Origin of the sequence: Anaerostipes butyraticus (assembly GCF_016586355.1) — a bacterium.
GTDB classification, from domain to species: Bacteria; Bacillota; Clostridia; order Lachnospirales; family Lachnospiraceae; genus Anaerostipes; species Anaerostipes butyraticus.
This window is the reverse complement of sequence record NZ_BLYI01000062.1, coordinates 84,149-105,979: the sequence shown is the minus strand read 5'-3', so window position 1 is coordinate 105,979 and position 21,831 is coordinate 84,149. Positions and strand designations below refer to the sequence as shown.

Sequence of the window (21,831 nt, the reverse complement as noted above, 5' to 3'; positions counted from 1 at the left end):
ATGGCAGTACTTGGAGCCATACTGGGAGATATTGCAGGGTCCCGGTTTGAATTTAAACGGCCGTTTCGGCTGGATATACAGAACTGCGAACTGTTTACGAAAGATTGTGAATTTACGGATGATACGGTGATGACACTGGCAGTCAAAAAAGCGGTCATAACGAGAGCAGATCTTGTGAAAACCATGAAGGAAATCGGAAGGCATTACCCTGACTGCGGATATGGGGGAAAGTTCCGCAGGTGGATACTGGGAGAAGATACAAAACCTTATAACAGTTATGGCAACGGATCCGCCATGAGAGTGTCTTTTATAGGGGAATATTTTAACCGTTTGGAAGATGTGGTCCGGGAAGCGGAAAAAACGGCAGCAGTGACTCATAATCATCCGGAGGGAATCAAGGGAGCCGTTGCCACGGCGGTATGTATCTGGATGGCAAAGAATGGAAAAACAAAAGATGAAATTTATGATTATGTGATAAAGCAGTATCCGGCAGAAACTTATGAATACAGCATAGATAAGGATTTGAATTATCTGAGAAAACATTACCGCTGGAATGAAACCTGCATGGGAAGCGTGCCGGCAGCCATGAGATGTTTTTATGAGAGCAGTTCTTTTGACGGCTTTATGAGAAATCTGTTTCAGCTGAACTGTGATTGTGATACCCTTGGAGCAATCGGTGGAGCCGTAGCAGAAGAATTCTATCATGGCATCGGATTTGACGGGGAAGAGATTCTGAGAAGATATCTGGATGACAGACTCTGGGAAATCTGGGAATTATAGAATATTGATTTTTATCAATTATTTGTGGACAGCAGGAAGGGATTCGTGTTATAAATAAAGTATAACAATTACGCTGGGAATTTCGCAAAAGCAGCATGAAAACAGGCACAATGAAAGAGGGAGAATGAAATTAAATAAAGCAACAATAAAAGAAAAGATACTGGAAAAGCTTCAGGAGAAGCTGAAGGAGACATTGGATGCGGTGATTCCGATTCTTGTCATTGTATTGATTCTTTGTTTCTCTATCGCTCCGATTGAATCCGGCATCCTGCTGGCGTTTCTGCTGGGAGCAGTCCTTCTGATCATCGGTATGGTCCTGTTCACTTTTGGTGTGGATCTGGCCATGATACCGATCGGAGAAAATGTGGGAACCTGCATGACACAGACAAAGAAACTGTGGCTGATCGCTCTTTTGAGTTTTATCCTTGGTTTCATTGTTACAATATCAGAGCCAGATCTTCAGGTTCTGGCGGAACAGGTGCCGTCTATTCCGAACATGGTGCTTGTCCTGTCGGTAGCGATCGGCGTGGGGATTTTCCTGGTTGCGGCTGCTTTGCGCATGCTGTTTGGCATAACACTTGCGCATATGCTGATCGTGCTGTATGGAATTATCTTTATATTAACCTATTTTGTACCCGGTGATTTTATCGCCATTGCATTTGATTCAGGCGGCGTGACCACCGGACCGATGACGGTGCCATTTATTATGGCCCTGGGTCTTGGTATTTCTGCGATTCGAAGTGATGAACGGGCAGAAGATGACAGTTTCGGGCTGGTTGCCCTTTCATCTGTGGGTCCGATTCTTTCTGTTCTTATCTTGAGTTTGATATATCATCCGGAAACAACAGAATATGCGGCGGAACCTTTGCCGGAGATTCATAATTCCGTGGAATTGTGGAGTCTGTTTGCGGAAGGATTTCCTGAATACATGAAAGAAATGGCAGTATCTTTACTGCCGATTATCGTATTTTTCATTATTTTCCAGATTATTTTCAAAAAAATGAAAAAGAAAATGATTGTGAAAATCATCGTAGGCATGGTGTATACCTATATCGGGCTGGTGCTTTTCCTCACCGGCGTCAATGTGGGATTTATGCCTGCCGGCAATTATCTGGGGCAGATCATCGCAGGGAATTCTTATTCCTGGATTATCGTGCCCATCGGAATGCTGATCGGATACTTTATCGTACTGGCAGAACCGGCCGTTATGGTACTGACTCATCAGGTAGAGGAAATCACATCCGGAACCATCACAGCGAAGGCTATGAGACTCAGTCTGTCCATCGGTGTGGCGGTATCTCTGGGTCTGGCAATGATACGGGTTCTGACAGGAGTCTCTATTTTCTGGTTCCTGATTCCGGGGTATGGAATTGCGCTGATTCTGTCATTTTTTGTACCGAAAATATTTACGGCGATCGCATTTGACTCAGGCGGAGTTGCTTCCGGTCCTATGACTGCGACATTTTTGCTGGCATTTGCCATGGGAGCCTGTGAAAGCGTCGGGGGAAATATTGTTACAGACGCATTTGGAGTTGTGGCTATGGTTGCTATGACGCCGCTGATCACCATACAGATTCTGGGACTGGTATATCAGCTGAGCAGCAAATCTGAAGAAACTGTGGGAGACAGAAAAGAGCCGGCAGCGCTCTCAGAACTTCCGGACCATGAGATCATAGAACTGTAAGAGGGAGGAAAAATGAGCGGAATCTATATGTTGATGACAGTTGTGAAACGTTCTGTCGGGAAAAGAATATTAGACTTGTATCAAAAAGATAATCTGGATGTCAATCTCTGTATGCTGGCCAAAGGAACTGCCACCAGTGAAATGCTGGACTGCTTTGGCATGGAGGCTAACGAAAAGATGGTAACCTTATCAATCATAACAGAAGATACGTGGAAAGAAGTCAAACGGGATCTGGAACAAGAGATTCAGATTGATGTGCCGGGAACTGGCATTGCATTTCTGATGTCTCTGTCAAGCATAGGCGGCGGACGGACTCTGCGGTTTTTTGTGGATGGACAGACATTTGAGAAAGAAGAGGAGAGTGTTATGAAGGATACGACATATGAATTGATCGTTGTGGTTGCAAACCATGGGTATACGGAAGAAGTTATGGATGCGGCACGCGAGATGGGAGCCAGAGGCGGAACGGTTCTTCATGCCAAGGGAACCGGCTTTAAAAAGGCGGAAAAATTCCTGGGAGTATCCATTGTGGACGAGAAAGAAATGATTTTTATTGTAACTAAGGGTACAGAGAAAAATAAAATCATGAAATCCATTATGGAAAAGGCGGGACTCAGCAGCGAGGCGAAATCAGTTGTTTTTTCCATTCCGGTATCCGATGTCGCCGGACTCAGGCTGGAGGAGATTCAGTAGATAGATATGCTCCATGAGCATAAAAAATCATATAATACGGGTATTAGACATGGTCAAGATACCATTTTATAATGTAAGTGTAACCGGGAGAGAGGCTCCCGGATGGCACTTACATTTTTTTGACCGTTCAAAAGAAGAAAGGAGACAGCCTATGAGGAAAATTGCAGGAATTTTGTGTATCCTTGTGATGCTGATGATTCCGGCGGGATGCCAGAGCAAAGACCAGAGAAGGGAAACAGGCAGCACTACGGCGTCCATGGAACAGCAGGAAATACGCAATGGCAGGATACTGATTGCTTATTTTTCTCTGGCAGAGAACAGGAATACCCCGGATGGAATGGACGGTACAACTTCGGCCAGCATACTGGATGAAAATGGAAGACAGTATGGAACGACAGAGTATATGGCACGAATGATTCAAAATGAAATCGGAGGAGATCTGTATTCTATTGAGACAAAAGAAGCGTATCCGTCAGATTATGATGCGGTACCGAAGGCAGAGAATTTGAAGGGCCTGGCAGTCGAAGCGGAAGAAGTGCCGGATGCACAAGAAACAGTAACACAGTGGATACAGAATCTGGGATTTGAGACAGAACGTGCAGACAATGGGAATGAACAGATATACATCGCGGTTACTGCAGGGGAACATGTTTTAAGCGGAATTTTATATGGGACAGATCTGGCAGATGAGATTCAGGAGCAATTTCCTTTAACGATGTCCATGGTGAATTATGGCGGGAGAGAATTTTATGGCGGAATTGATTTTACACCGAAAAATTCAGGAAACGGACAGATGAACTTTGAAAATGGGATATTACTTACTGCAGTCAGAATAACACATTGGCAGTTTTTTATGCACAGACAGAAAATCCGGATCTGACGATGGAAGTGCAGCCGATTGGAAAGATTGTATCCGATTTGTCGGTATTAGAAGAACTGCCTGAAACAGTGGAAATGACATTTCAGATAGCAAAGTAGAAATGGAGGATGATAGCATGAGAAAGAAGATAATAGCAATGATCATAACCGGAATTCTGGCAGTTTCAGTGACGGCTTGTCAGAGTGACGGGGAACAGAGCAGCTCGCAGAGTCAGAATAGCGGGCAGACAGAAAGCAGCGCAAATGTGGAAATTCCGGAAGATGCTAATATTCTGGTGGCATATTTTACATATGGAGAAAATGCCAAACTGCCGGACGGGGTAGATGCTTCCTCCAGCGCAAGCATTCAGGCGTGGGACGGAGATACTACCGGAAATACAGGTCTTGCTGCTCACTGGATCAGTGACGCCGCAGGCGGAGATCTTTTCTCCATTCAGACCGAAGAAAAGTACCCGGGAGATTATGATGATACTGTAGACCAGGGACAGGAAGAACAGAGTGAAAATGCAAGACCGAAACTGTCTTCTCATGTAGATCATATGGATTAGTATGATGTGGTTTTCCTTGGATATCCGAACTGGTGGGGAGATATGCCAATGGCTGTTTACAGTTTCCTGGATGAATATGATCTGTCAGGGAAAACAGTGATTCCATTTGTGACGTCTGGCGGCAGCGGATTTTCTGATACAGTTTCAGCAATCAAAGAAGAAGAGCCGGATGCGGACGTACAGGAAGGTCTGGAGCTGAGTGATTCAGAAACCGCAGATTCAGAAGATGAAGTAAAATCCTGGGTGGAAAGTCTCGGAGTTAATTAGGAAATAGAATACATTTAAATAAGAAGAAACCCGTTAGAATGAATGGATATTTTATTCGCGGGTTTCAGTCTTGTAAAGATAAAATGCTTTTTAAGTATAGAAAGAAATACAAGATAAGTATTTGATGTTTTTATAAAGGAAGCATAGACTAAAGATGTAGAAAACAGAAGATTTTGGAAGGCAGGTAATAGAAATGAAGATAATAGAAAAACAAACATTGGATCAGGAAAGAGCTCTATATGGAAGCAAAAATCTGCTGGTAAAAGATTGTGTTTTTGACGGACCGGCAGACGGAGAAAGTGCATTGAAAGAATGCCAGAAAATAGAAGTAGAAGGATGTTTCTGGAATCTTAGATACCCATTCTGGCATGATCATGGTTTAAAAATAAAAGATACCGAATTGACACAGATGTGCAGAGCAGCATTATGGTATTCTGACCATATTGAAATTACCGGGACCAAAATGCATGGAATCAAGGCATTAAGAGAATGCAGTGATGTGGTTATAAAGAACTGCGACATCATCTCACCGGAATTTGGATGGTCTGTCCGCGGAATTCAAATGGAGGACACCAGGGCAGAGAGCGAATATTTTATGATGAGATCTGAGAATCTGCACTTTAAAAACGTAGAATTCAAAGGAAAATATTCTTTCCAGTATATCAAAAATGCGGTTTTTGAAAACTGTAATTTTGATACAAAAGATGCTTTCTGGCATGCAGAAAATGTTACAGTAAAAAACAGTGTGGTAAAGGGTGAATATCTTGCATGGTATTCTGATGGCCTGACACTGGAAAATTGCAAGATCATCGGTACACAGCCTTTATGCTACTGCAAAAATCTGAAACTGATTCACTGTGAAATGATTGACACAGATCTGGCATTTGAGAAGTCTAAGGTGGAAGCAGAAGTTACCACACCGGTAATCAGCATAAAGAATCCAAAAGAAGGATACATCAAAGTTCCGCAGGTTGGTGAAATCATTATGGATGACGAGACAGCCAAAGGAAAGGTGATCATAAATGAGCCATGCAGAAAATGTTCCAATGCGGCATGTGCGTAAAAAGAAGACGCTGAACGGACAAAATCATGAGAAGAATATGGAGCAGGAACTGGCCAGGATTATCCGCCAGGAGCCGGAGCCGGACAGAAAGCAGAAGCTGTTTCTCTTATGCAGGATGAGTGTTCCCTCTATTCTTTCGCAGATTACTTCTATTATTATGCAGTATATTGACGCGGCAATGGTTGGAGGACTGGGCGCGGCGGCATCCGCGTCCATCGGAGTAGTATCAACGAGTACATGGCTGTTAAGCGGATTGTGCAGCGCAGTGTCAACAGGATTTTCCGTTCAGTCTTCCCATCAGATTGGAGCAGGAAACAAGGAAGGCGCGCGAAACGTATTAAGGCATGGGATGATAACAGCAATTCTTATTTCCTCTTTTCTTGCGCTTTTCGGGGCGTCTGTCAGCACAGCACTGCCAGTATGGCTCAAGGCAGATCCGGAAATCAGAGAACAGGCATCAGGATATTTTCTTGTATTTGCCTGTTCTCTTCCGTTTGTTCAGATGAATTCCATCTGCAGCTTAATGCTGCAGAGCAGCGGAAACATGCGGACGCCCAGCATTCTGAATGCATCGATGTGTCTGCTGGATGTGGGGTTCAACTGGATTTTTATCCGGCATTTCGGAGTTATAGGAGCTGCGCTGGGAACAGCAATGGCAGAAGTGACCATTGCATGTATTATGATATGGGAAGTTTTTGTAAAATCACCGGTATATCGATGCCGAAAAGGAGAAAAACACCGCTTTGACGCAGGAATTTTGTCCAGAGCGTTTCGTCTGGGGGTTCCCATGGGCTTTGAACATCTTGTAGTGTGTGGAGCAATGATCGTGACAACCAGAATCATTGCGCCGATTGGAACCACTGCAGTAGCAGCGAATTCCTTTGCGGTAACAGCGGAAAGTTTTTGTTATATGCCTGGATATGGAATTGCCACGGCAATATCCGCTTTGGTGGGACAGAGCCTTGGAGCGGGAAAGAAAAAGCTGGCAAAAAGCTTTTCCAATATGGCGGTACTGTCAGGGGCTGCAGTCATGGGCATTGCCGGAGGGCTCATGTTCTTCTTATGTCCGTTTGTATTTCAGATTCTGACGCCAGATCTGCAGGTAAGAAAATCAGCAGTGGAAGTGCTGCGGATCGAATTGTTTGCGGAGCCGCTGTATGGGGTTTCTATTATCGCGGCAGGAGCTCTTCGGGGCGCCGGAGATTCTCTGATTCCAAGCCTGTTAAATTTAATCAGTATCTGGGGTGTGAGAATCAGCCTGTCTGTTATGCTGGCAGGAAGATGGGGACTGAGAGGCGTATGGGCTGCCATGGCCGTGGAATTGTGCGTCAGAGGGCTTCTTTTATTGATCCGTCAGCAGAGAAAATTGTGAAGACATTATGCAGTTTGTTACAGAATTATTACAGAATTATTGAAAAAAGTGTTTACAAGGCGTAATAAATGTGATATATTAGTCGTTGTAAGAAAAATGTAAGAAATGTAATAAAGTGATTTTAATTGGGAGGAACAAGAAACTATGTACCGAAAATTCTGTACAAAGGCTGCGGCATGTGCAATGAGCTTAATGATGGCAGGCGGTGTTTCAGTAATTACCAGTGAAAATAATGTAAAAAATGTATCTGCGTCTTCTACATATTCAAGATATGTCACAGCATCATCTTTGAACATCAGATCCAAAGCGAGCACAAGCTCATCTAAAGTTGGATCTTATAAAAAAGGAACAAAAGTTACCTGTTATGGAACAAGCGGAAGCTGGACGAAAGTAAAATACAGCGGAAAGACAAGATATGTCTCCAGCCAGTATTTATCTACAAAGAAACCAGGATCCAGCACAAGCAGTTCCAGTACAAGTACTTCTGCATATTCAAGATATGTCACAGCATCATCTTTGAATATCAGATCCAAAGCGAGCACAAGCTCATCTAAAGTTGGATCCTACAAAAAAGGATCAAAAGTTTCCTGCTATGGAAAAAGCGGAAGCTGGACAAAGGTAAAACACAGCGGAAAGACAAGATATGTCTCCAGCCAGTATTTGTCCACAAAGAAACCAGGATCATCTGCAAGCAGCAGTTCAACTTCATCCAGCAGCAGTAAAGGACAGCAGATTGCAAATTACGCACAGCAGTTTGTTGGAAATCCATACCGCTATGGCGGAACAAGCTTAACAAAGGGAGCAGACTGCTCAGGATTTACACAGTCTGTATATAAAAAATTTGGATATAGCATTCCAAGAACATCTTCTTCACAGAGAAGCGCTGGAAAATCAGTAAGCTGGTCTCAGAGAAAAGCGGGAGATTTGATCTGCTATTCAGGACATGTGGCAATCTACATTGGAAACAATAAGATCGTACATGCAAGTAACGCAAAAGACGGTATCAAGATCACATCACCGGCAAATTACCGTACAGTATTAAGCGTAAGAAGAATTGCAAACTAATTTTCGTAAGAAATTTAAGAAAAAGATAATAAGGAAAAGGCAAAACCTCATGGGTTCTGCCTTTTTTTTTCTTATCTTACATGCTATAATATCCGTATTGGATACAGGACAGTCCATAGATCAGAACATTTTCAAATGTGTATGAAACGGAGTGATATCGGTGATTTCAGAAGAGAAAGTGAAGATTATGACGGAACTTGCCCGCTATGAAAAAGAATATGGCAGAAAAGACTTCTATATCAATCGATATCAGAAAGAGGACTATGTCCGGCTGGAAATCATTAAAGTAAGCATGGCTCTGACGGTGGCGTTTCTGGGCATTATCCTTCTGCTTGCGTTTTTTCAGATGGATCTGGTCCTTTCCATGCTGCGTCAGGATAAGCTTACTTTGATTCTGCTGGGACTGCTGGTTTCTTATATTCTGCTGTTCCTCATTTACATTCATTTTACGAAGAAGAGGGCAGAACGGGAATATCAGGAAGCAGAAGTAAGAACCAGGGTTTACGATAAGCAGTTAGAAGAACTCCTTCGGCTTTATGAAGAGAAAGAGAAGGAGGATGACAGTCCTACAATCATTTCGGAGGAAAAGGAAGATGGAGAAACTATTAATATTTAGAGAACGGATTTTAAAATTTCTTTCTTCTAATGGAAGGGTGCTTCGCCTTGCGGGTAAATTTATCGGGGGAGCATTGCTGTTTTATGTGGCAGGAGAAATGTACGCCTACGGTTCTCTGCTGTCGCAGCCGTTTATGTTCCTGATCCTGGGAATTGCCTGTATTTTTTTGCCGGTTTCCGTCATTTTTCTTTTATATCATCTGATTGTTGCCTTTCAGCTGTCCGCACTGGCCATGGAAATTGGAATCTTATATCTGATTGTGATCGGACTGTATTATCTTATTTATCAGAGAATGTTTAAAAAGACAGAATTATTGTTATTGATGACGCCGGTTCTTTTTTATTTCCATATACCGGCAGTGCTGCCGATCGTTGTAGGATCGTTTATCGGGCTGTATGGACTTCCTGCTATTTTAATGGGATCCTGCTGTTATTATTTCGCTGTCACAGTACAGGAAGGAATCCGCCAGATGAGCGGAGGCGGAAACGAAGGGGGACAGATTTACAGCCTGATCATGAGCAGTACGGCTGAGAATAAAGAGCTGATGCTGGGCCTTCTGGTGTTTATTATAGTCACTGCGGCGGTTGCAGGAATACGAAAGCTCTGGATCGCATATGGATGGTATATCGCAATTCTTGCAGGCGGAGGACTGTATTTATTTGCTGTGCTGACCGGAGGATATTTCTTAGACAATGAAGTCCATATCGTTCCGCAGCTTCTGATGATTCTGGCAAGTCTGCTGATTGTTATGGCGGGGCAGTTTTTGTACAGCGTCATTGATTATACCAGGGAAGAAAATTTTGAATATGAAGATGAAGAGTATTATTATTATGTAAGGGCGATACCGAAAATCTCTATGGAAGAAGAAATGAGTGTAAAGAAAGTAATTGTACCTGCCAGGAGATTTTATTTGAAGCATAAAGAGAAGCATGATGATAAGGGAGAGGAATCTTGAACAATATTGTTAATACAGTTGGAAAATATTTATATTGGTTATCAATACCCCGGATCGGTTTTACAGATGTACTGGATATCCTGATTGTCAGTATTTTGTTTTATCAGATTGTAAAATGGATCAAGACAACCAGAGCGTGGGTATTGTTAAAAGGAATTATATTGCTGCTTTGTATTGCGCTGGCAGCCTATCTTCTGCAGCTGCATACGATCACATTTATTTTGGCGAATACGATGAGTGTGGGAATTACGGCTGTTTTGATCGTATTCCAGCCGGAACTTAGGAGTGCCCTGGAACAGCTGGGAAGAAAGAACTGGATCGCGAATATTTTTTCCACAGATACAGATCAGGTCAAGGAAGGCTATACTGCCAGAACCCTGCAGGAAATCTACAGAGCAGCCATTGAGATGGGCAAAGTGAAAACAGGAGCTTTGATCGTAATTGAGAGAGAAGTTATGCTGGGTGAGTACGAAAGGACGGGAATTCCTATCGATGGAAAAGTCAGCAGTCAGCTTCTGATCAATATTTTTGAACATAATACACCTCTGCATGATGGCGCGGTCATCATTCGAAATAACCGGATTGTTTCTGCAACCTGTTACCTGCCTTTGAGTGACAGTGTGGAGATCGGAAAGGAATTGGGAACCCGGCACCGTGCGGCGGTTGGAATCAGTGAGGTGTCTGACAGTATCACAGTTATCGTTTCTGAAGAGACAGGGGATATCTCCATTGCTGTCAACGGCAAGATCAAGCATGCCCTGGCTCCGCAGGAATTTCGAGATGAACTTTCTGTTCTGCGGGAGGAAAATACCAGCAGCAAGAAGTTTAAGTTATGGAAGGGACTGAATCGCAATGAAAGAAAAAATAGGGAATAACCTGGTTTTGAAAATATTTTCCGTTATTTTTGCGTTCTTATTATGGGTATTTGTCATTAATGTAGACAATCCTGTTATTACAAGAAGCTTTTCCGATGTACCGGTTGATATGCTGAATGAACAGGTGCTGGATGACCTGAATCAGACATATACCATCGAAGACGGGGATACGGTAAGTTTTACCGTGCGGGGAAAAAAGGATATTGTAGACCAGTTAAAGAAATCAGATTTCCGGGCAACAGCGGATGTTTCTTCCATGTCTGATGTTCATGCAATACCAATTCAGGTGGATGCCCTCAAATATAAGGAGCAGCTGGAGATTGATACAGGAAACGCAACGGTTAAGATCGTTCTGGAAGACTTAAAGAGTGACCAGTTCCCGGTAACAGTCAAGGTCAAAGGAGAGCCTGCCAGCGGTTATACGGTGACAGATCAGACAGCAAGCCCGAATCTGGTATCGGTGTCAGGCCCAAAAAGCACGATCAGTCAGATTGATGAGGTTGTGGCGGAAGTGGATGTAAGCGGACTGAAGAAAGATGTCACGACGACACAGACCTTGAAATGTTATGATTCCGACGGGGAAGAGATCAGTCAGAATGATATTACCCTGGATACGAAGGAGATCCATGTACACGTACAGCTTTCCAAGACCAAGACAGTTCCGTTTACTGTTAAAACAAAGGGAAGTCCGGCGAGCGGATATATTCTGGGAAGTGTAACTTATAAGCCGAAAGAGATTGAGATCACAGGAAATGCAGATGATCTTGATAAGATTGATGAGATTGAACTGGCAACACTGGACATTTCCAACAGCGCGGAAGATGTGGAAAAGACGATTAAAGCATCAGAGATTAAACTTCCAGATGGCATCAGCTTTGTAAAAGATGCCAGCGACATTGGAAATATCGTGATACGTGCCAACATTGAAAAGCAAAAAGAGCGTACATTGGAGATACCAGTCAGTCAGATCACATTGGAAAATAATACGGACAATTATGATGTGACATTTGATGATGAAACTATAGAAGTTCAGCTTACAGGACTGCAGTCTGCAGTGGATGGTGTAAAAGCAAAAGATCTGAATCCAAAGATTGATATGAGTCTGTACAAAGAAGGAACTCATACAGTTCAGGTACAGCTGACGGATATTGACAATGTATCGATCAAGGGAAATGTCAGCACAACGATTACGGTAAAATAAGGAGACCACGAAACTATGGATAAAACATTATCGATTGTTCTTCCATCGTATAATGAAGAGCAGATGATTGAAAAAACCACAGAAACAATCAGTGATATTATGGAAAGGGAAAGAATTCCTTATGAGCTGATTTTTGTCAATGACGGATCAAAAGACGGAACATGGGATAAGATCCTGGAGCAGAAGGAGAAAAACACTCATGTCAAAGGAGTCTGTTTTTCCCGGAATTTTGGAAAAGAATCGGCCATTTCTGCCGGACTTGATCAGGCAGCAGGTGCATGTGTCGCAGTTATGGACTGTGATCTGCAGCATCCTCCGGAGACGCTGGTAACCATGTATCGTTTATGGGAAAGCGGATTTCAGGTAATTGAAGGAATCAAAGCATCCAGGGGAAAAGAAAGCCCGATTTATAAGATGTTTGCAAAAACTTTCTATAAGATCATCAGCAACGCCACAGGCATTGATATGTCCCGGGCGTCTGATTTCAAGCTTCTGGATCGACAGGTAGTGGATGAATATCTGAAGCTGCCGGAACGGAATGTTTTTTTCCGCGCCTTATCTTCCTGGGTTGGATTTAAGACCACATATGTAGAGTTTGACGTACAGAAAAGAGAAGCAGGAGAATCCAAGTGGTCTTTCAAATCTCTGGTAAAATATGCCGTCAACAATATTTCGGCTTTTAGTGCGGCGCCGATGCAGATTGTAACATTTTTTGGATTTATTTTCTTTTTGGTTGCGGTGGTGTTAGGTATCCAGTCTCTTTATATGTATTTTTCCGGACACGCTGTAGAAGGATTTACAACGGTCATTTTGCTGCTGTTATTTGTGGGCAGTGTTCTGATGTTCAGTCTCGGTGTGATCGGATACTATATTTCAAAGATTTATGAAGAAGTAAAAATGAGACCAAGGTATATTATTTCGGAAATAGTTGGATCTGATGAAGAATAAAAGTTTTTTGTCAGACAATGAAGCAAATCATAATTTATGAAGAAGCTTTTTCCAGAATAAAAAGCGAAGAATCTGTGTTATGTATAGATTCTTCGCTTTTCTTTTATTTATGGAACTTTCTTTTTGCGTTATTCCAGTCCGATGCTTTGATCCATTGTTCATAAGGGTGCATCAGCTGGTGTTTTTTGATGGTGTTTCTTTCTCTGTAATATGGGCGGAACATCTTTTGCTTGATCTCAAGATATTTGCGGTCAACGGTTACAATATCTTTTACATCTTTCAAATCCCACTGGTAAATGCCAAAATACTGCAGACGGTCGTATTGGCCAGTTTCTTTGCAGACTTTTGTCACAATGCGGGAAGCAGCAATATGATGCTGATGTCCATATTCGCCATCCGGATTATGGGTAACGATTTCTTTCCAGTCACGATAAGAAAGAAGAGACCGGATATCCTGTTCGATTTCTTTTTCATATGGAGCCCAGTCGATACGGTGTCCATTTTCATAATCCGGATAATTCAGGATAATATTTGGCGTATTGGTGATCTTCATAGCATTTTTAAATTCCCAGTAGCGCCGGTGGTTATAGGTCTTTGCATTAGTCAGACATACAACAAAATAGCGGTGCTGCGCCAGGTGAGCGCCGCCCCAGAGACTTTCATCATCCGGATGCGCAACGATCATAATGCGGTCGACATGATCCAGACAAATTTTATTCAGATAGGAAGTATCGACATAATCCTCTGTATCAGGAGGATTTGTATTCATAATGCAGAAGAAAGCAAACACCATGCAGGCAATCAGAAATATTTTTTGTACTCGATCAAAATATCTCATACAGTCACACTTTTCCGCCTGTTGATTTGAAAACCAGGAACTTGCTGATAAAGTAATTGACAACGGTGACAATTACCTGAGTTTCCAGTTTTGCAATCATTTCCGGCTGATGGAGAATTTCTACGCAGAAAGGGACGCCGCCCACCTCTACGGCCATGGTAACAAGACGGCCGAGGACAAAACGGATAAATTCCCGAAACCCTTCAGTGAAAGAAGATGTCTTGGACTGAAAGACAAACAATTTGTTGACGACAAAGGCGAAACAGATCGCCGCGGCAACAGAAAAGAAATTGCTGATCCGGTAATCAATGCCCAGAGGGCCTTTCAAAACCGCAAACAGTCCAAGATTCACTAAAGTGGTGCATCCGCCGAAAAACAGATAACGGATCCGTGAATCATGATAAAGCTTTTTTACAACGTGCAGCATAACCTACTCCTTTTCCTTATAAAACAAAAACATGGACAAATTTCCTGATATAAGAAATTTGTCTTAATATAGCTAATATCTTAAGACATTTTTTAAGATTTTTCAACTGTAATTTGATATACTACAATTTGAAAGTATGATCTGCGGATCAGGAATCGCTGATCAGAATATGGAATAGGAGAAAATAAAGGAGTAGAAAAGAGATGGTAGAAGAAAGGAAAAGAGGGAAAGTATATCTGATCTATACGCTGATGTTTCTTGTTATGTGTGCCGCGGCCTTTTATCCGTTTTACGAAGAAGGCAAGGGATTCATATGGGGAGCAGGAGTGGAAGACGGACTAAGCCAGCACTTTACTGCGCTGACCTGTTACGGACGGTGGATCAGAGAGGCAGTTTCCAATTTATTCAGCGGACATCTGGAATTTCCCATGTGGAATATGAGCATAGGATATGGAGCGGATATTCTTGCAACGCTGAACTATTACGGAGTAGGAGATCCTCTGAATTTATTGTATGGGCTTGTGCCGGAAAAAAATATGGAGCAGATGTATAATTTTATGATTCTTCTTCGAATGTATCTGGCTGGCCTGGCTTTTGTCATATACAGCAGGAAGATGAAGAAAAGAAGTTTCGGCACTGTAATGGGAGCACTGGTCTATGTATTTTGCGGATTCAGTTTCCGCCTGGGACTGCGGCATCCGTTTTTCCTGAATTCCATGATTTATTTTCCAATGCTCTGCCTTGGAATCGAAAAGATCTATAAAAAGGAAAAACCTTATGTGTTTATTCTGACTGTGGCCGTAGCGGCAATGAGCAACTATTATTTCCTGTACATGCTGACAATCTTTTCTGTGATTTATGCATGGATTCGTTTTTATGAGTATGTAAAAGAAGACAGGATCAGGAAGTTTTTCCTGACGGTAGGGCAGTTTATCGGATATTATGTACTGGGGATTGCCATGGCGGCGGCCGTTCTTTTACCGTCTGTCATAGGATTTCTGGGAAATGGACGTTATGGAAATGGTGTGAATCTTTTAACTTTGATCGTTTATCCGGCAAAATATTATATGCTGGTGCTGGATAACATCATCGGATATGGAAATGCGGGAAACAATACAAATGTAGGGTATCTTCCAATCGCGGGAATTGCGATCTTATTTGTTCTCTTCTCTCAGAGGATGAAACACAAAAAATATAAGGCTGCGTTTCTGGCCTGCATCATAGCGCTGGCATTTCCGATTTTCGGCTTCGCATTCAATGGATTTTCTTATGCCAGCAACCGCTGGAGCTTTGTTCTGAGTTTTATTGCAGCGCTGCTGGTTGCGGAGATGTATCCAAGGTTTTTCCTGATGTCAAAGAAGCAGAAAATAGGAATCGCCGCCGGCATTGTTCTTTATATTGCCATTGTCGGCATCAGTCTTCTCTCCGGCAATGAATCGCTGCTGGGCAATAATCAGGGGAATCTTCTGGCAGGAGCGCTGATGGCAGTATTTTTCCTTGTTTTTCTGCTGGCACAGAGCAGGGAATGGGATCATAAAAACAAACTCTGCCGGATTTGTATAGCGGTGCTGATGGTGGTTTCTGCAGGAGTTCACGGATACTACCGTTTTGATATGGATCAGAAGGGATATGTAAAAGAATTTCTGGATTACGGAACCGCGGCAGAGACTCTGCAGGCAAAACAGGTGGAGATGCTGAATCAGATAAAGGATGATTCCTTATACAGAGTCCATGCAGAAGGATACAAATATAAGAATTATGGACTGTATAATAATCTGAATACGATCAGCGGATATTACAGCATCACTCCGGGGAATATTTCAAAGACCATCAACAGTTTTCAGACGCTGGGAATGCAGTATTCTGATAAATATCACGGCCTGGATCAGAGAATGGGGCTCCTGACATTGTCAGGGGTGAAATACATGACTACATCCAAGGAAAATGATGTGCCGTATGGATTTAAGAAAATTAAGCAGAATGGAAAGGTCGGTCTGTATGAAAATCAATATGCGCTGCCGCTGGCCTACAGCTACGATACTTACATTACCGAGAATCAGTATGAGGCGCTGAACGGAGTCGGCAGGGAGCAGGCTATGCTGGAAAACATCGTGCTGAAGGAGGAAATCGAAGGATGCTCTGTAAAACAGGAAAAAGTATCAGATAACACATCGGTTACAACGATTCCACTGTCCGGAAACCGGATTTCATCTCCGGAAGGGAAAGAATACGCGGAGATAACGATTCCGGCGAATCCGGATAAGGAAACTTATCTGTACTTTAAGAATCTGGTTTACGATGATTCTCAGAGCAATACAGGAAATATTTTCATGAGCGGAAAGAAGAGTACGGATGGAATCCGGGTGAAACAAAATGACATCAGTAAAAAGATTTATATTCAGAGTACATTCAGTCCGTACTATTTCGGCCGTACAGATTATATGGTAAAACTTAACCACCGGGGAACAGAAGACAAGGAAAAGATAAAATTATATTTCCTGTCACCGGGAACTTACCAGTTTGATCAGCTGTATCTGGTGGAAGTAGACCGGGAAGACACCATACAAAAAATCCAGAACCTCCAGAAGAATGCGCTGGAACATATTTCTTACAGCGGCAATCATTTTTTCGGAGAGATAAAAACAGACCGGGAAAAGATCGTCTGTGTGGCAGTTCCTTATTCCAGCGGCTGGAAGGCATACGTTGACGGGAAAGAAACGAAGATCTATCAGGCAAATGGCATGTATATGGGAATTCCGGTAGAAAAGGGCGCCCATACCATAGAATTAAGCTATACAACGCCAGGACTTAAGATTGGGGCTGCAGTCAGCGCAGCGGCATGGATCATTTTTATTGTATTTGTTATCGCAATGCAGAAGAAAAAGACGATCAAAAAGGAAAAATAAATCAAAGAAGGGAGACTGATTCCAGATGCGGAGTTGGTCTCTTTTGCTTTTTACGAGCATCTAACAGAAATCTTACCTGCATTTTTTTGATATTTTCCATGATATTCCGTAACATAAATTGAAGACAGGAGAATGGGAAAATGAAAGAACAGGAACGCCGGCAGGTTTATGCAAAATTTTATACGCAGCATGAAATTGAAAAAAATCATATTTTATACGAAGCTGATTATGGGAGAGGAATGACTGGCAATCCGTATGGTATCTTCCGGGCATTTCGGAAAAGAAAAGACTTTACACAATATGAGCATTTCTGGGTCATGAAAAACTGGAAGGAGAATGCCAGGATCATGGAACTTTATAAAAATGACCAAAATGTGCATTTCATTCGATATATGAGCGAAGAATATCTGTATCATGCGGCAACCGCCGCGTATCTGATCAATGATCTTGCATTTCCTTCTTTTTATACACCGCGGAAGGGGCAGATTTATTTCAATACCTGGCATGAGATGAAACCGGGAGAATACGGATTTGACGCCCGGGATGGAAATGTAGAAGTCAGGAATATCATTCGGAATTTTCTGGCGTCAGATTATCTGCTGGCGTCTGATGACAGGATGGAGGAAATCTATCAGAAATCTTTTAAGCTGAAAGGAATATACAAAGGAATCATTTTGCGGGGAGGAGAGCCCAGACTGGATATGGATAATAACAGTCTGCAAAATTGGGAAGAAAATGGAACGCGTCTTTTAAACATTATCATCGACCATGCAGGAATTCCAAAGAAAGAATCGATTTTGAAAAAAATAAAGAAAAAAGCAGCTCGGAAAAAAGAAACCGTTTTATTTTATGGAAGTGACCTGAGAGAAAATGGGGTAACATATTCTCTGCTGAGCCTGCTGGATTCCATAGATTATAGAAAATATGATGTGACTCTGCTGGCTGTACTGAACCGGGAAGGAACGAACCGGGAGAAAATATGCGCGGTCAATCCTAATGTGCGGGTGATTACAAGATTTGGAGCGCCAAACGGGACGCCGCAGGAACAAAAACGATATGAAAAAGCCCTGAAGCAGGGGATCCCCGCTGAGGCAGCGGAAAGAGAAGCCCTGAGACAGTATATGGAACGAGAGTTCCGCAGAATGTTCGGCAGAGCTGATTTTGATCATCTTATTGAGTTTACAGGATACAGTCCTCACTATGGGATGCTCTTTGCTGCAGTAAAGAAGGGCAGAAAATATATTTGGCAGCACAGTGATTTGGGCCGGGAGACGAAAAAGGAATTAAAAAAGGGCGTCAGTCTGCAGCAAACGCTGGGAACCGTTTTTTCTCTGTATCCATATTATGATAAAATCGTGGCCTGCAGTGAGAGTGTCAGAAATCTGAATCGGAAAACACTGGACAGTGAGGCAGCAGGAGATAAATTTGTATATGTCAGGAACAGTTTTTCAGCGGACCGGGTGCGGACAGACGCAGAGGTGCCATATGATCAGATCGAAGAATACCGGCGTTTTCAGCGTCCGGAGAAAAATTGTATGGTATACGCGAACATGGGACGGCTGTCACCGGAAAAGAACCAGAAAAACCTGATTGAAGCATTCCGAAAACTCCACGAAGAATACCATGATACACAGCTGTACATTCTGGGAGACGGACCGTTAAAAGAAGAATTGGAAAAGCTGACCGGAGAATACCATCTGGAGCGTGATGTGATTTTAACCGGTAACCTTTTGAATCCGTTTGCCCTGCTGAAAGAATGCGGATGTTTTGTTCTGCCTTCTTTGTATGAAGGACAGCCGATGTCCGTCCTGGAAGTACGGGTATTAGGTCTTCCGATTCTTATTTCGGATTTTGAAACAAGGAGAGATGTCTGTATGCCGGCTGGACAGATTGTGGTAAAACAGGATCCGGAGAGCATATACCAGGGAATGAAGCAGTTGTATCAAAATAGAAAATGTGGTTATCACTTCAAGCCGGAACAGTATAACAAAAAAGCTTACCGGGAATTTGAAAACCTGCTGAAAGGAAAATGAAAACGCCCCTCCGCAGGCGGAGAATCCTGTAAAGCAGGATTCTTTCTTAATTTTAAGAATAATTTTGCAGAAGAATGAAGAAAATGAGGGTATCAGCAAATGAAAGAATAGAATGAATACAGATGGAGACGGTTGTATGAATGCATTGAGAAAAATAAAAACAATCCGGCAGGAATGGGAAACGATAAAAAAGGAAAGCCGTGTCTTTCTAAACCAGACAGGAACCCGGAGAGCCAGTGTAAAATTTGCGGAAGCATACAAGAGAGCGAAAATAGACGATAAAAAAATCCTTTATGAAAGCTATTGGGGCAGAGGGATGATTGATAATCCATACGCCATTTTTCTGGAGCTAATGTCCAGAGAACGATATCGTGCATTTACACATGTATGGGTGCTGGATGATTTTGAAAACAATCAGCCTGCTCTGCGGGAATATAGAGAAAATCCTAATGTACGGTTTGTTCTATTTGGAAGTGATGAGTATTTTTACGAACTGGCCAGTGCGAAATATCTGATCAACAATACGACTTATCCACAATACTTTGCAAAGAAAGAACAGCAGATTTATATCAATACCTGGCATGGAACTCCGTTGAAAAGCATGGGATATGAAGTAAAAGGCGGAAACAGCAGTTCCGCCAATACAGTCCGTAATTTTCTGCATGCAGATTATCTTTTGTCAGCAAATGAACGGATGACCAGAATGTATCTGAAAAGTTATAAGATGGAAGGACTCCTCCCGGGAAAGATCATAGAAGAAGGACAGCCGCGCAATGATCTGCTGTTTCATGAAAGAAAGGATGCTGTATATAAAAAGCTGGAACAATATGGGATTACAGCTGACCGGAATAAAAAAGTGATCTTATATGCGCCAACATGGAGAGAAGCCCAGGAGGGAGGACTGAAGGTAAATCCAGAAGAACTGCTGGAAGTAAAAAAGAAGCTGGAAGAAATCATTGGAAAGGAGCGGTATCAGATTCTGATCAAACCTCATCAGTATGTATATCAGCAGTTAAAAGACAGGGAAGAATACCGGAATCTCTTAATTCCCGCCACAGTTGATGCAAATGAACTGATGATCCTGGCAGATATGCTGATTTCAGATTATTCCAGCATTTTTTTAGATTATCTGGTTTTAAACCGGCCTGTTTTATTTTATGTTCCGGATTTGGAACACTACAAGGAAATGCGGGGGCTGAATATCAGGTTAGATGAACTTCCCGGTCCTTGCAGCGATTGTATTTCAGATATTGCCGAGAATATCAGAGACATAGAGACAGTTCAGGAACAATTTAAAGAAAAATACCAGAGAATGCGCCAGGATATCTGCGGCAGGGATGATGGAGATGTCTGCGCGAGAATTGTAAACGCTGTTTTTGAGAAGAGAAAAACATGCAGCACCATAACAGGACAGCATAATAAGAAACGGCTGCTGATATCCTGTGGAGGATTAGCGGAAAACGGTATTACGCATTCGTTTTTAAGCTTGCTGGAGCAGATGAATTATGATGACTGGGATGTTACGGCTCTGGTAGGAGATAATCCGAAAGATCCGGCAAAACACGGAAAGGTCAATGGATTAAATCAAAATGTCCGGACACTGGTTTTGTGTGGATTTCGGATTTCTACGACGAAGGAAGAACAGCGGAGAGTGATAACCGTCCGTCATGGACTGTACCATCCCGTCTGGAAAAGAATTTGTCCGTGGGAAATGTATGCGAGGGAGTACAGGCGGATTTTTGGAATGGCAGAATTTGATTATATCGTTGATTTTCAGGGGTATAATGTCATTCTAACCTCTGTTTTAAGTACAGGGAAAGCAAAGAAAAAGTCAATCTGGCTGCACAATGACATACTGGCGGATATGAATAAAAAAGTAAATGGAAAGAAAAAGAACTGGGAGTGTCTGCATTATAATGTCTCAATGTATCCCTATTTTGATTTTCTGGTTTCCTGCAGCAGAGAAGTCATGAAAGTGAACAGAGAAAAACTGGCTGTAAAAGAAACATATCAGAAATTCAGGTATGCTAAAAATACGGTAAATCAGAAAAGAATGGAATATTATCTGCGGCATCAGGAGACCATCAAAATAAAGAACCGGGAATATCTGATGAAAAATGAAAGTCAGACAGGCTGGGATTCCAAACGAGTGGATGTTATAAGGCTTCCGGAAAGAGAGAACATTAATTTTCTGACAATGGGGAGGATGTCGGTGGAAAAGAATCAGACTGCTTTGATTCATGCATTTTCCAGACTGCATGCAGAATACGAAAAAACAAGGCTGTTTATCATAGGAGCGGGACCTCTCGAAAAGAAAATCAGAGAATGTATTTCGAATCTGGACTTATGTCCGTATATAACGCTGACTGGAAACATAGAGAATCCCTTTGCGTTTATGAAGCGGAGTGACTGCTTTATTCTGCCTTCGATTCACGAAGGACAGCCCATGGTGCTTTTAGAAGCAAGAGCCTGCGGACTGCCGATTATTGTATCTGACTTCTCTACGGTAAACGACAGCCTGTATCCGGACGGGCAGCTGCTGATCGGAACAGATGAGGAAAGTATATACAATGGCTTGAAAACATTGATAGAAGGAACGGTGCCTAAATGCAAATTTGATCTGGGAACCTATAATCAGGAAGCATATGAAGAATTTCAGATGGCGATACAGTGAGGAAGGG

At 42.5% G+C, this 21,831-nt stretch carries 20 protein-coding genes; 18 read left to right on the top strand and 2 right to left on the bottom strand.

Annotated features, from left to right (window positions below; genetic code table 11):
• From JMF81_RS13395 to JMF81_RS13325, 15 genes are all read left to right on the top strand, one after another.
• Nucleotides 1-780, top strand: coding sequence for an ADP-ribosylglycohydrolase family protein (locus JMF81_RS13395; protein ID WP_201311939.1), 780 nt, complete (start codon nt 1-3; stop codon nt 778-780).
• A gap of 124 nt (nt 781-904) precedes the next feature.
• On the top strand, nt 905-2,464 hold the full coding sequence (locus tag JMF81_RS13390; protein ID WP_201311938.1) for a DUF1538 domain-containing protein: 1,560 nt from the start codon (nt 905-907) through the stop codon (nt 2,462-2,464).
• 12 nt (nt 2,465-2,476) lie between these two features.
• Nucleotides 2,477-3,157, top strand: a complete 681-nt coding sequence (locus JMF81_RS13385; RefSeq protein WP_201311937.1) for a P-II family nitrogen regulator — start codon at nt 2,477-2,479, stop codon at nt 3,155-3,157.
• A gap of 151 nt (nt 3,158-3,308) precedes the next feature.
• Nucleotides 3,309-4,037 carry a cyclophilin-like fold protein gene (locus tag JMF81_RS16555; protein WP_201311936.1) on the top strand — a complete coding sequence of 243 codons (729 nt, stop codon included), beginning with the start codon at nt 3,309-3,311 and terminating at the stop codon, nt 4,035-4,037.
• On the top strand, nt 3,998-4,135 hold the full coding sequence (locus JMF81_RS16550) for a hypothetical protein (protein ID WP_201311935.1): 138 nt from the start codon (nt 3,998-4,000) through the stop codon (nt 4,133-4,135). Before JMF81_RS16555 ends, JMF81_RS16550 begins: the two co-directional genes overlap by 40 nt.
• 17 nt (nt 4,136-4,152) lie before the next feature.
• The gene (locus JMF81_RS13370) at nt 4,153-4,584 is read left to right on the top strand and encodes an NADPH-dependent FMN reductase family protein (RefSeq protein ID WP_201311934.1); all 432 of its coding nucleotides are present in this window, start codon (nt 4,153-4,155) and stop codon (nt 4,582-4,584) included.
• 6 nt (nt 4,585-4,590) lie between these two features.
• Nucleotides 4,591-4,851, top strand: a complete 261-nt coding sequence (locus JMF81_RS13365; protein WP_279323895.1) for a flavodoxin — start codon at nt 4,591-4,593, stop codon at nt 4,849-4,851.
• A gap of 193 nt (nt 4,852-5,044) precedes the next feature.
• Complete coding sequence (locus JMF81_RS13360; protein WP_201311932.1) at nt 5,045-5,914, top strand: DUF3737 family protein; 870 nt, start codon at nt 5,045-5,047, stop codon at nt 5,912-5,914.
• Nucleotides 5,874-7,286, top strand: coding sequence for an MATE family efflux transporter (locus tag JMF81_RS13355; protein WP_243282670.1), 1,413 nt, complete (start codon nt 5,874-5,876; stop codon nt 7,284-7,286). Before JMF81_RS13360 ends, JMF81_RS13355 begins: the two co-directional genes overlap by 41 nt.
• A gap of 144 nt (nt 7,287-7,430) precedes the next feature.
• Nucleotides 7,431-8,351 (top strand): C40 family peptidase, encoded by a 921-nt coding sequence (locus JMF81_RS13350; protein WP_201311931.1) that lies wholly within the window; start codon nt 7,431-7,433, stop codon nt 8,349-8,351.
• A 160-nt stretch (nt 8,352-8,511) separates the two neighbouring features.
• Entirely contained in the window at nt 8,512-8,967 is a 456-nt protein-coding gene (locus tag JMF81_RS13345; protein ID WP_201311930.1) for a hypothetical protein, read from the top strand.
• Nucleotides 8,945-9,922 (top strand): hypothetical protein, encoded by a 978-nt coding sequence (locus tag JMF81_RS13340; protein WP_201311929.1) that lies wholly within the window; start codon nt 8,945-8,947, stop codon nt 9,920-9,922. The genes JMF81_RS13345 and JMF81_RS13340 overlap by 23 nt, the downstream gene beginning before the upstream one ends.
• The gene (gene cdaA, locus JMF81_RS13335; RefSeq protein ID WP_378171622.1) at nt 9,916-10,797 is read left to right on the top strand and encodes a diadenylate cyclase CdaA; all 882 of its coding nucleotides are present in this window, start codon (nt 9,916-9,918) and stop codon (nt 10,795-10,797) included. The genes JMF81_RS13340 and cdaA overlap by 7 nt, the downstream gene beginning before the upstream one ends.
• Nucleotides 10,775-11,998 (top strand): CdaR family protein, encoded by a 1,224-nt coding sequence (locus JMF81_RS13330; RefSeq protein WP_201311927.1) that lies wholly within the window; start codon nt 10,775-10,777, stop codon nt 11,996-11,998. The genes cdaA and JMF81_RS13330 overlap by 23 nt, the downstream gene beginning before the upstream one ends.
• A gap of 15 nt (nt 11,999-12,013) precedes the next feature.
• Nucleotides 12,014-12,946, top strand: coding sequence for a glycosyltransferase family 2 protein (locus tag JMF81_RS13325; RefSeq protein WP_201311926.1), 933 nt, complete (start codon nt 12,014-12,016; stop codon nt 12,944-12,946).
• A gap of 103 nt (nt 12,947-13,049) precedes the next feature.
• Here JMF81_RS13325 and JMF81_RS13320 read toward each other — a convergent pair whose 3' ends face one another.
• Both JMF81_RS13320 and JMF81_RS13315 read right to left on the bottom strand, forming a co-directional pair.
• Entirely contained in the window at nt 13,050-13,784 is a 735-nt protein-coding gene (locus JMF81_RS13320; protein WP_201311925.1) for a PIG-L deacetylase family protein, read from the bottom strand.
• Nucleotides 13,785-13,788: 4 nt separating this feature from the next.
• Nucleotides 13,789-14,211 (bottom strand): GtrA family protein, encoded by a 423-nt coding sequence (locus tag JMF81_RS13315; RefSeq protein ID WP_201311924.1) that lies wholly within the window; start codon nt 14,209-14,211, stop codon nt 13,789-13,791.
• Nucleotides 14,212-14,414: 203 nt separating this feature from the next.
• On the opposite strand from JMF81_RS13315, the gene JMF81_RS13310 reads away from it, so the two are divergent.
• The 3 genes from JMF81_RS13310 to JMF81_RS13300 all read left to right on the top strand — a co-directional run bounded on the left by JMF81_RS13310 (nt 14,415) and on the right by JMF81_RS13300 (nt 21,824).
• Nucleotides 14,415-17,117, top strand: a complete 2,703-nt coding sequence (locus JMF81_RS13310) for a YfhO family protein (protein ID WP_201311923.1) — start codon at nt 14,415-14,417, stop codon at nt 17,115-17,117.
• Nucleotides 17,118-17,257: 140 nt separating this feature from the next.
• Nucleotides 17,258-19,150, top strand: a complete 1,893-nt coding sequence (locus JMF81_RS13305; protein WP_201311922.1) for a glycosyltransferase — start codon at nt 17,258-17,260, stop codon at nt 19,148-19,150.
• A 136-nt stretch (nt 19,151-19,286) separates the two neighbouring features.
• Nucleotides 19,287-21,824, top strand: a complete 2,538-nt coding sequence (locus JMF81_RS13300) for a glycosyltransferase (protein WP_201311921.1) — start codon at nt 19,287-19,289, stop codon at nt 21,822-21,824.
• The last annotated feature ends 7 nt before the right edge of the window (nt 21,825-21,831 follow it).

Bases quoted from the DNA above. Each gene is read 5' to 3' on its own strand.
- JMF81_RS13395 (WP_201311939.1), top strand. From the start codon at position 1: ATGGCAGTACTTGGAGCCATACTGGGAGATATTGCAGGGTCCCGGTTT.
- JMF81_RS13390 (WP_201311938.1), top strand. From the start codon at position 905: ATGAAATTAAATAAAGCAACAATAAAAGAAAAGATACTGGAAAAGCTT.
- JMF81_RS13385 (WP_201311937.1), top strand. From the start codon at position 2,477: ATGAGCGGAATCTATATGTTGATGACAGTTGTGAAACGTTCTGTCGGG.
- JMF81_RS16555 (WP_201311936.1), top strand. From the start codon at position 3,309: ATGAGGAAAATTGCAGGAATTTTGTGTATCCTTGTGATGCTGATGATT.
- JMF81_RS13370 (WP_201311934.1), top strand. From the start codon at position 4,153: ATGAGAAAGAAGATAATAGCAATGATCATAACCGGAATTCTGGCAGTT.
- JMF81_RS13360 (WP_201311932.1), top strand. From the start codon at position 5,045: ATGAAGATAATAGAAAAACAAACATTGGATCAGGAAAGAGCTCTATAT.
- JMF81_RS13355 (WP_243282670.1), top strand. From the start codon at position 5,874: ATGAGCCATGCAGAAAATGTTCCAATGCGGCATGTGCGTAAAAAGAAG.
- JMF81_RS13350 (WP_201311931.1), top strand. From the start codon at position 7,431: ATGTACCGAAAATTCTGTACAAAGGCTGCGGCATGTGCAATGAGCTTA.
- JMF81_RS13340 (WP_201311929.1), top strand. From the start codon at position 8,945: ATGGAGAAACTATTAATATTTAGAGAACGGATTTTAAAATTTCTTTCT.
- JMF81_RS13330 (WP_201311927.1), top strand. From the start codon at position 10,775: ATGAAAGAAAAAATAGGGAATAACCTGGTTTTGAAAATATTTTCCGTT.
- JMF81_RS13325 (WP_201311926.1), top strand. From the start codon at position 12,014: ATGGATAAAACATTATCGATTGTTCTTCCATCGTATAATGAAGAGCAG.
- JMF81_RS13320 (WP_201311925.1), bottom strand. From the start codon at position 13,784: ATGAGATATTTTGATCGAGTACAAAAAATATTTCTGATTGCCTGCATG.
- JMF81_RS13315 (WP_201311924.1), bottom strand. From the start codon at position 14,211: ATGCTGCACGTTGTAAAAAAGCTTTATCATGATTCACGGATCCGTTAT.
- JMF81_RS13310 (WP_201311923.1), top strand. From the start codon at position 14,415: ATGGTAGAAGAAAGGAAAAGAGGGAAAGTATATCTGATCTATACGCTG.
- JMF81_RS13305 (WP_201311922.1), top strand. From the start codon at position 17,258: ATGAAAGAACAGGAACGCCGGCAGGTTTATGCAAAATTTTATACGCAG.
- JMF81_RS13300 (WP_201311921.1), top strand. From the start codon at position 19,287: ATGAATGCATTGAGAAAAATAAAAACAATCCGGCAGGAATGGGAAACG.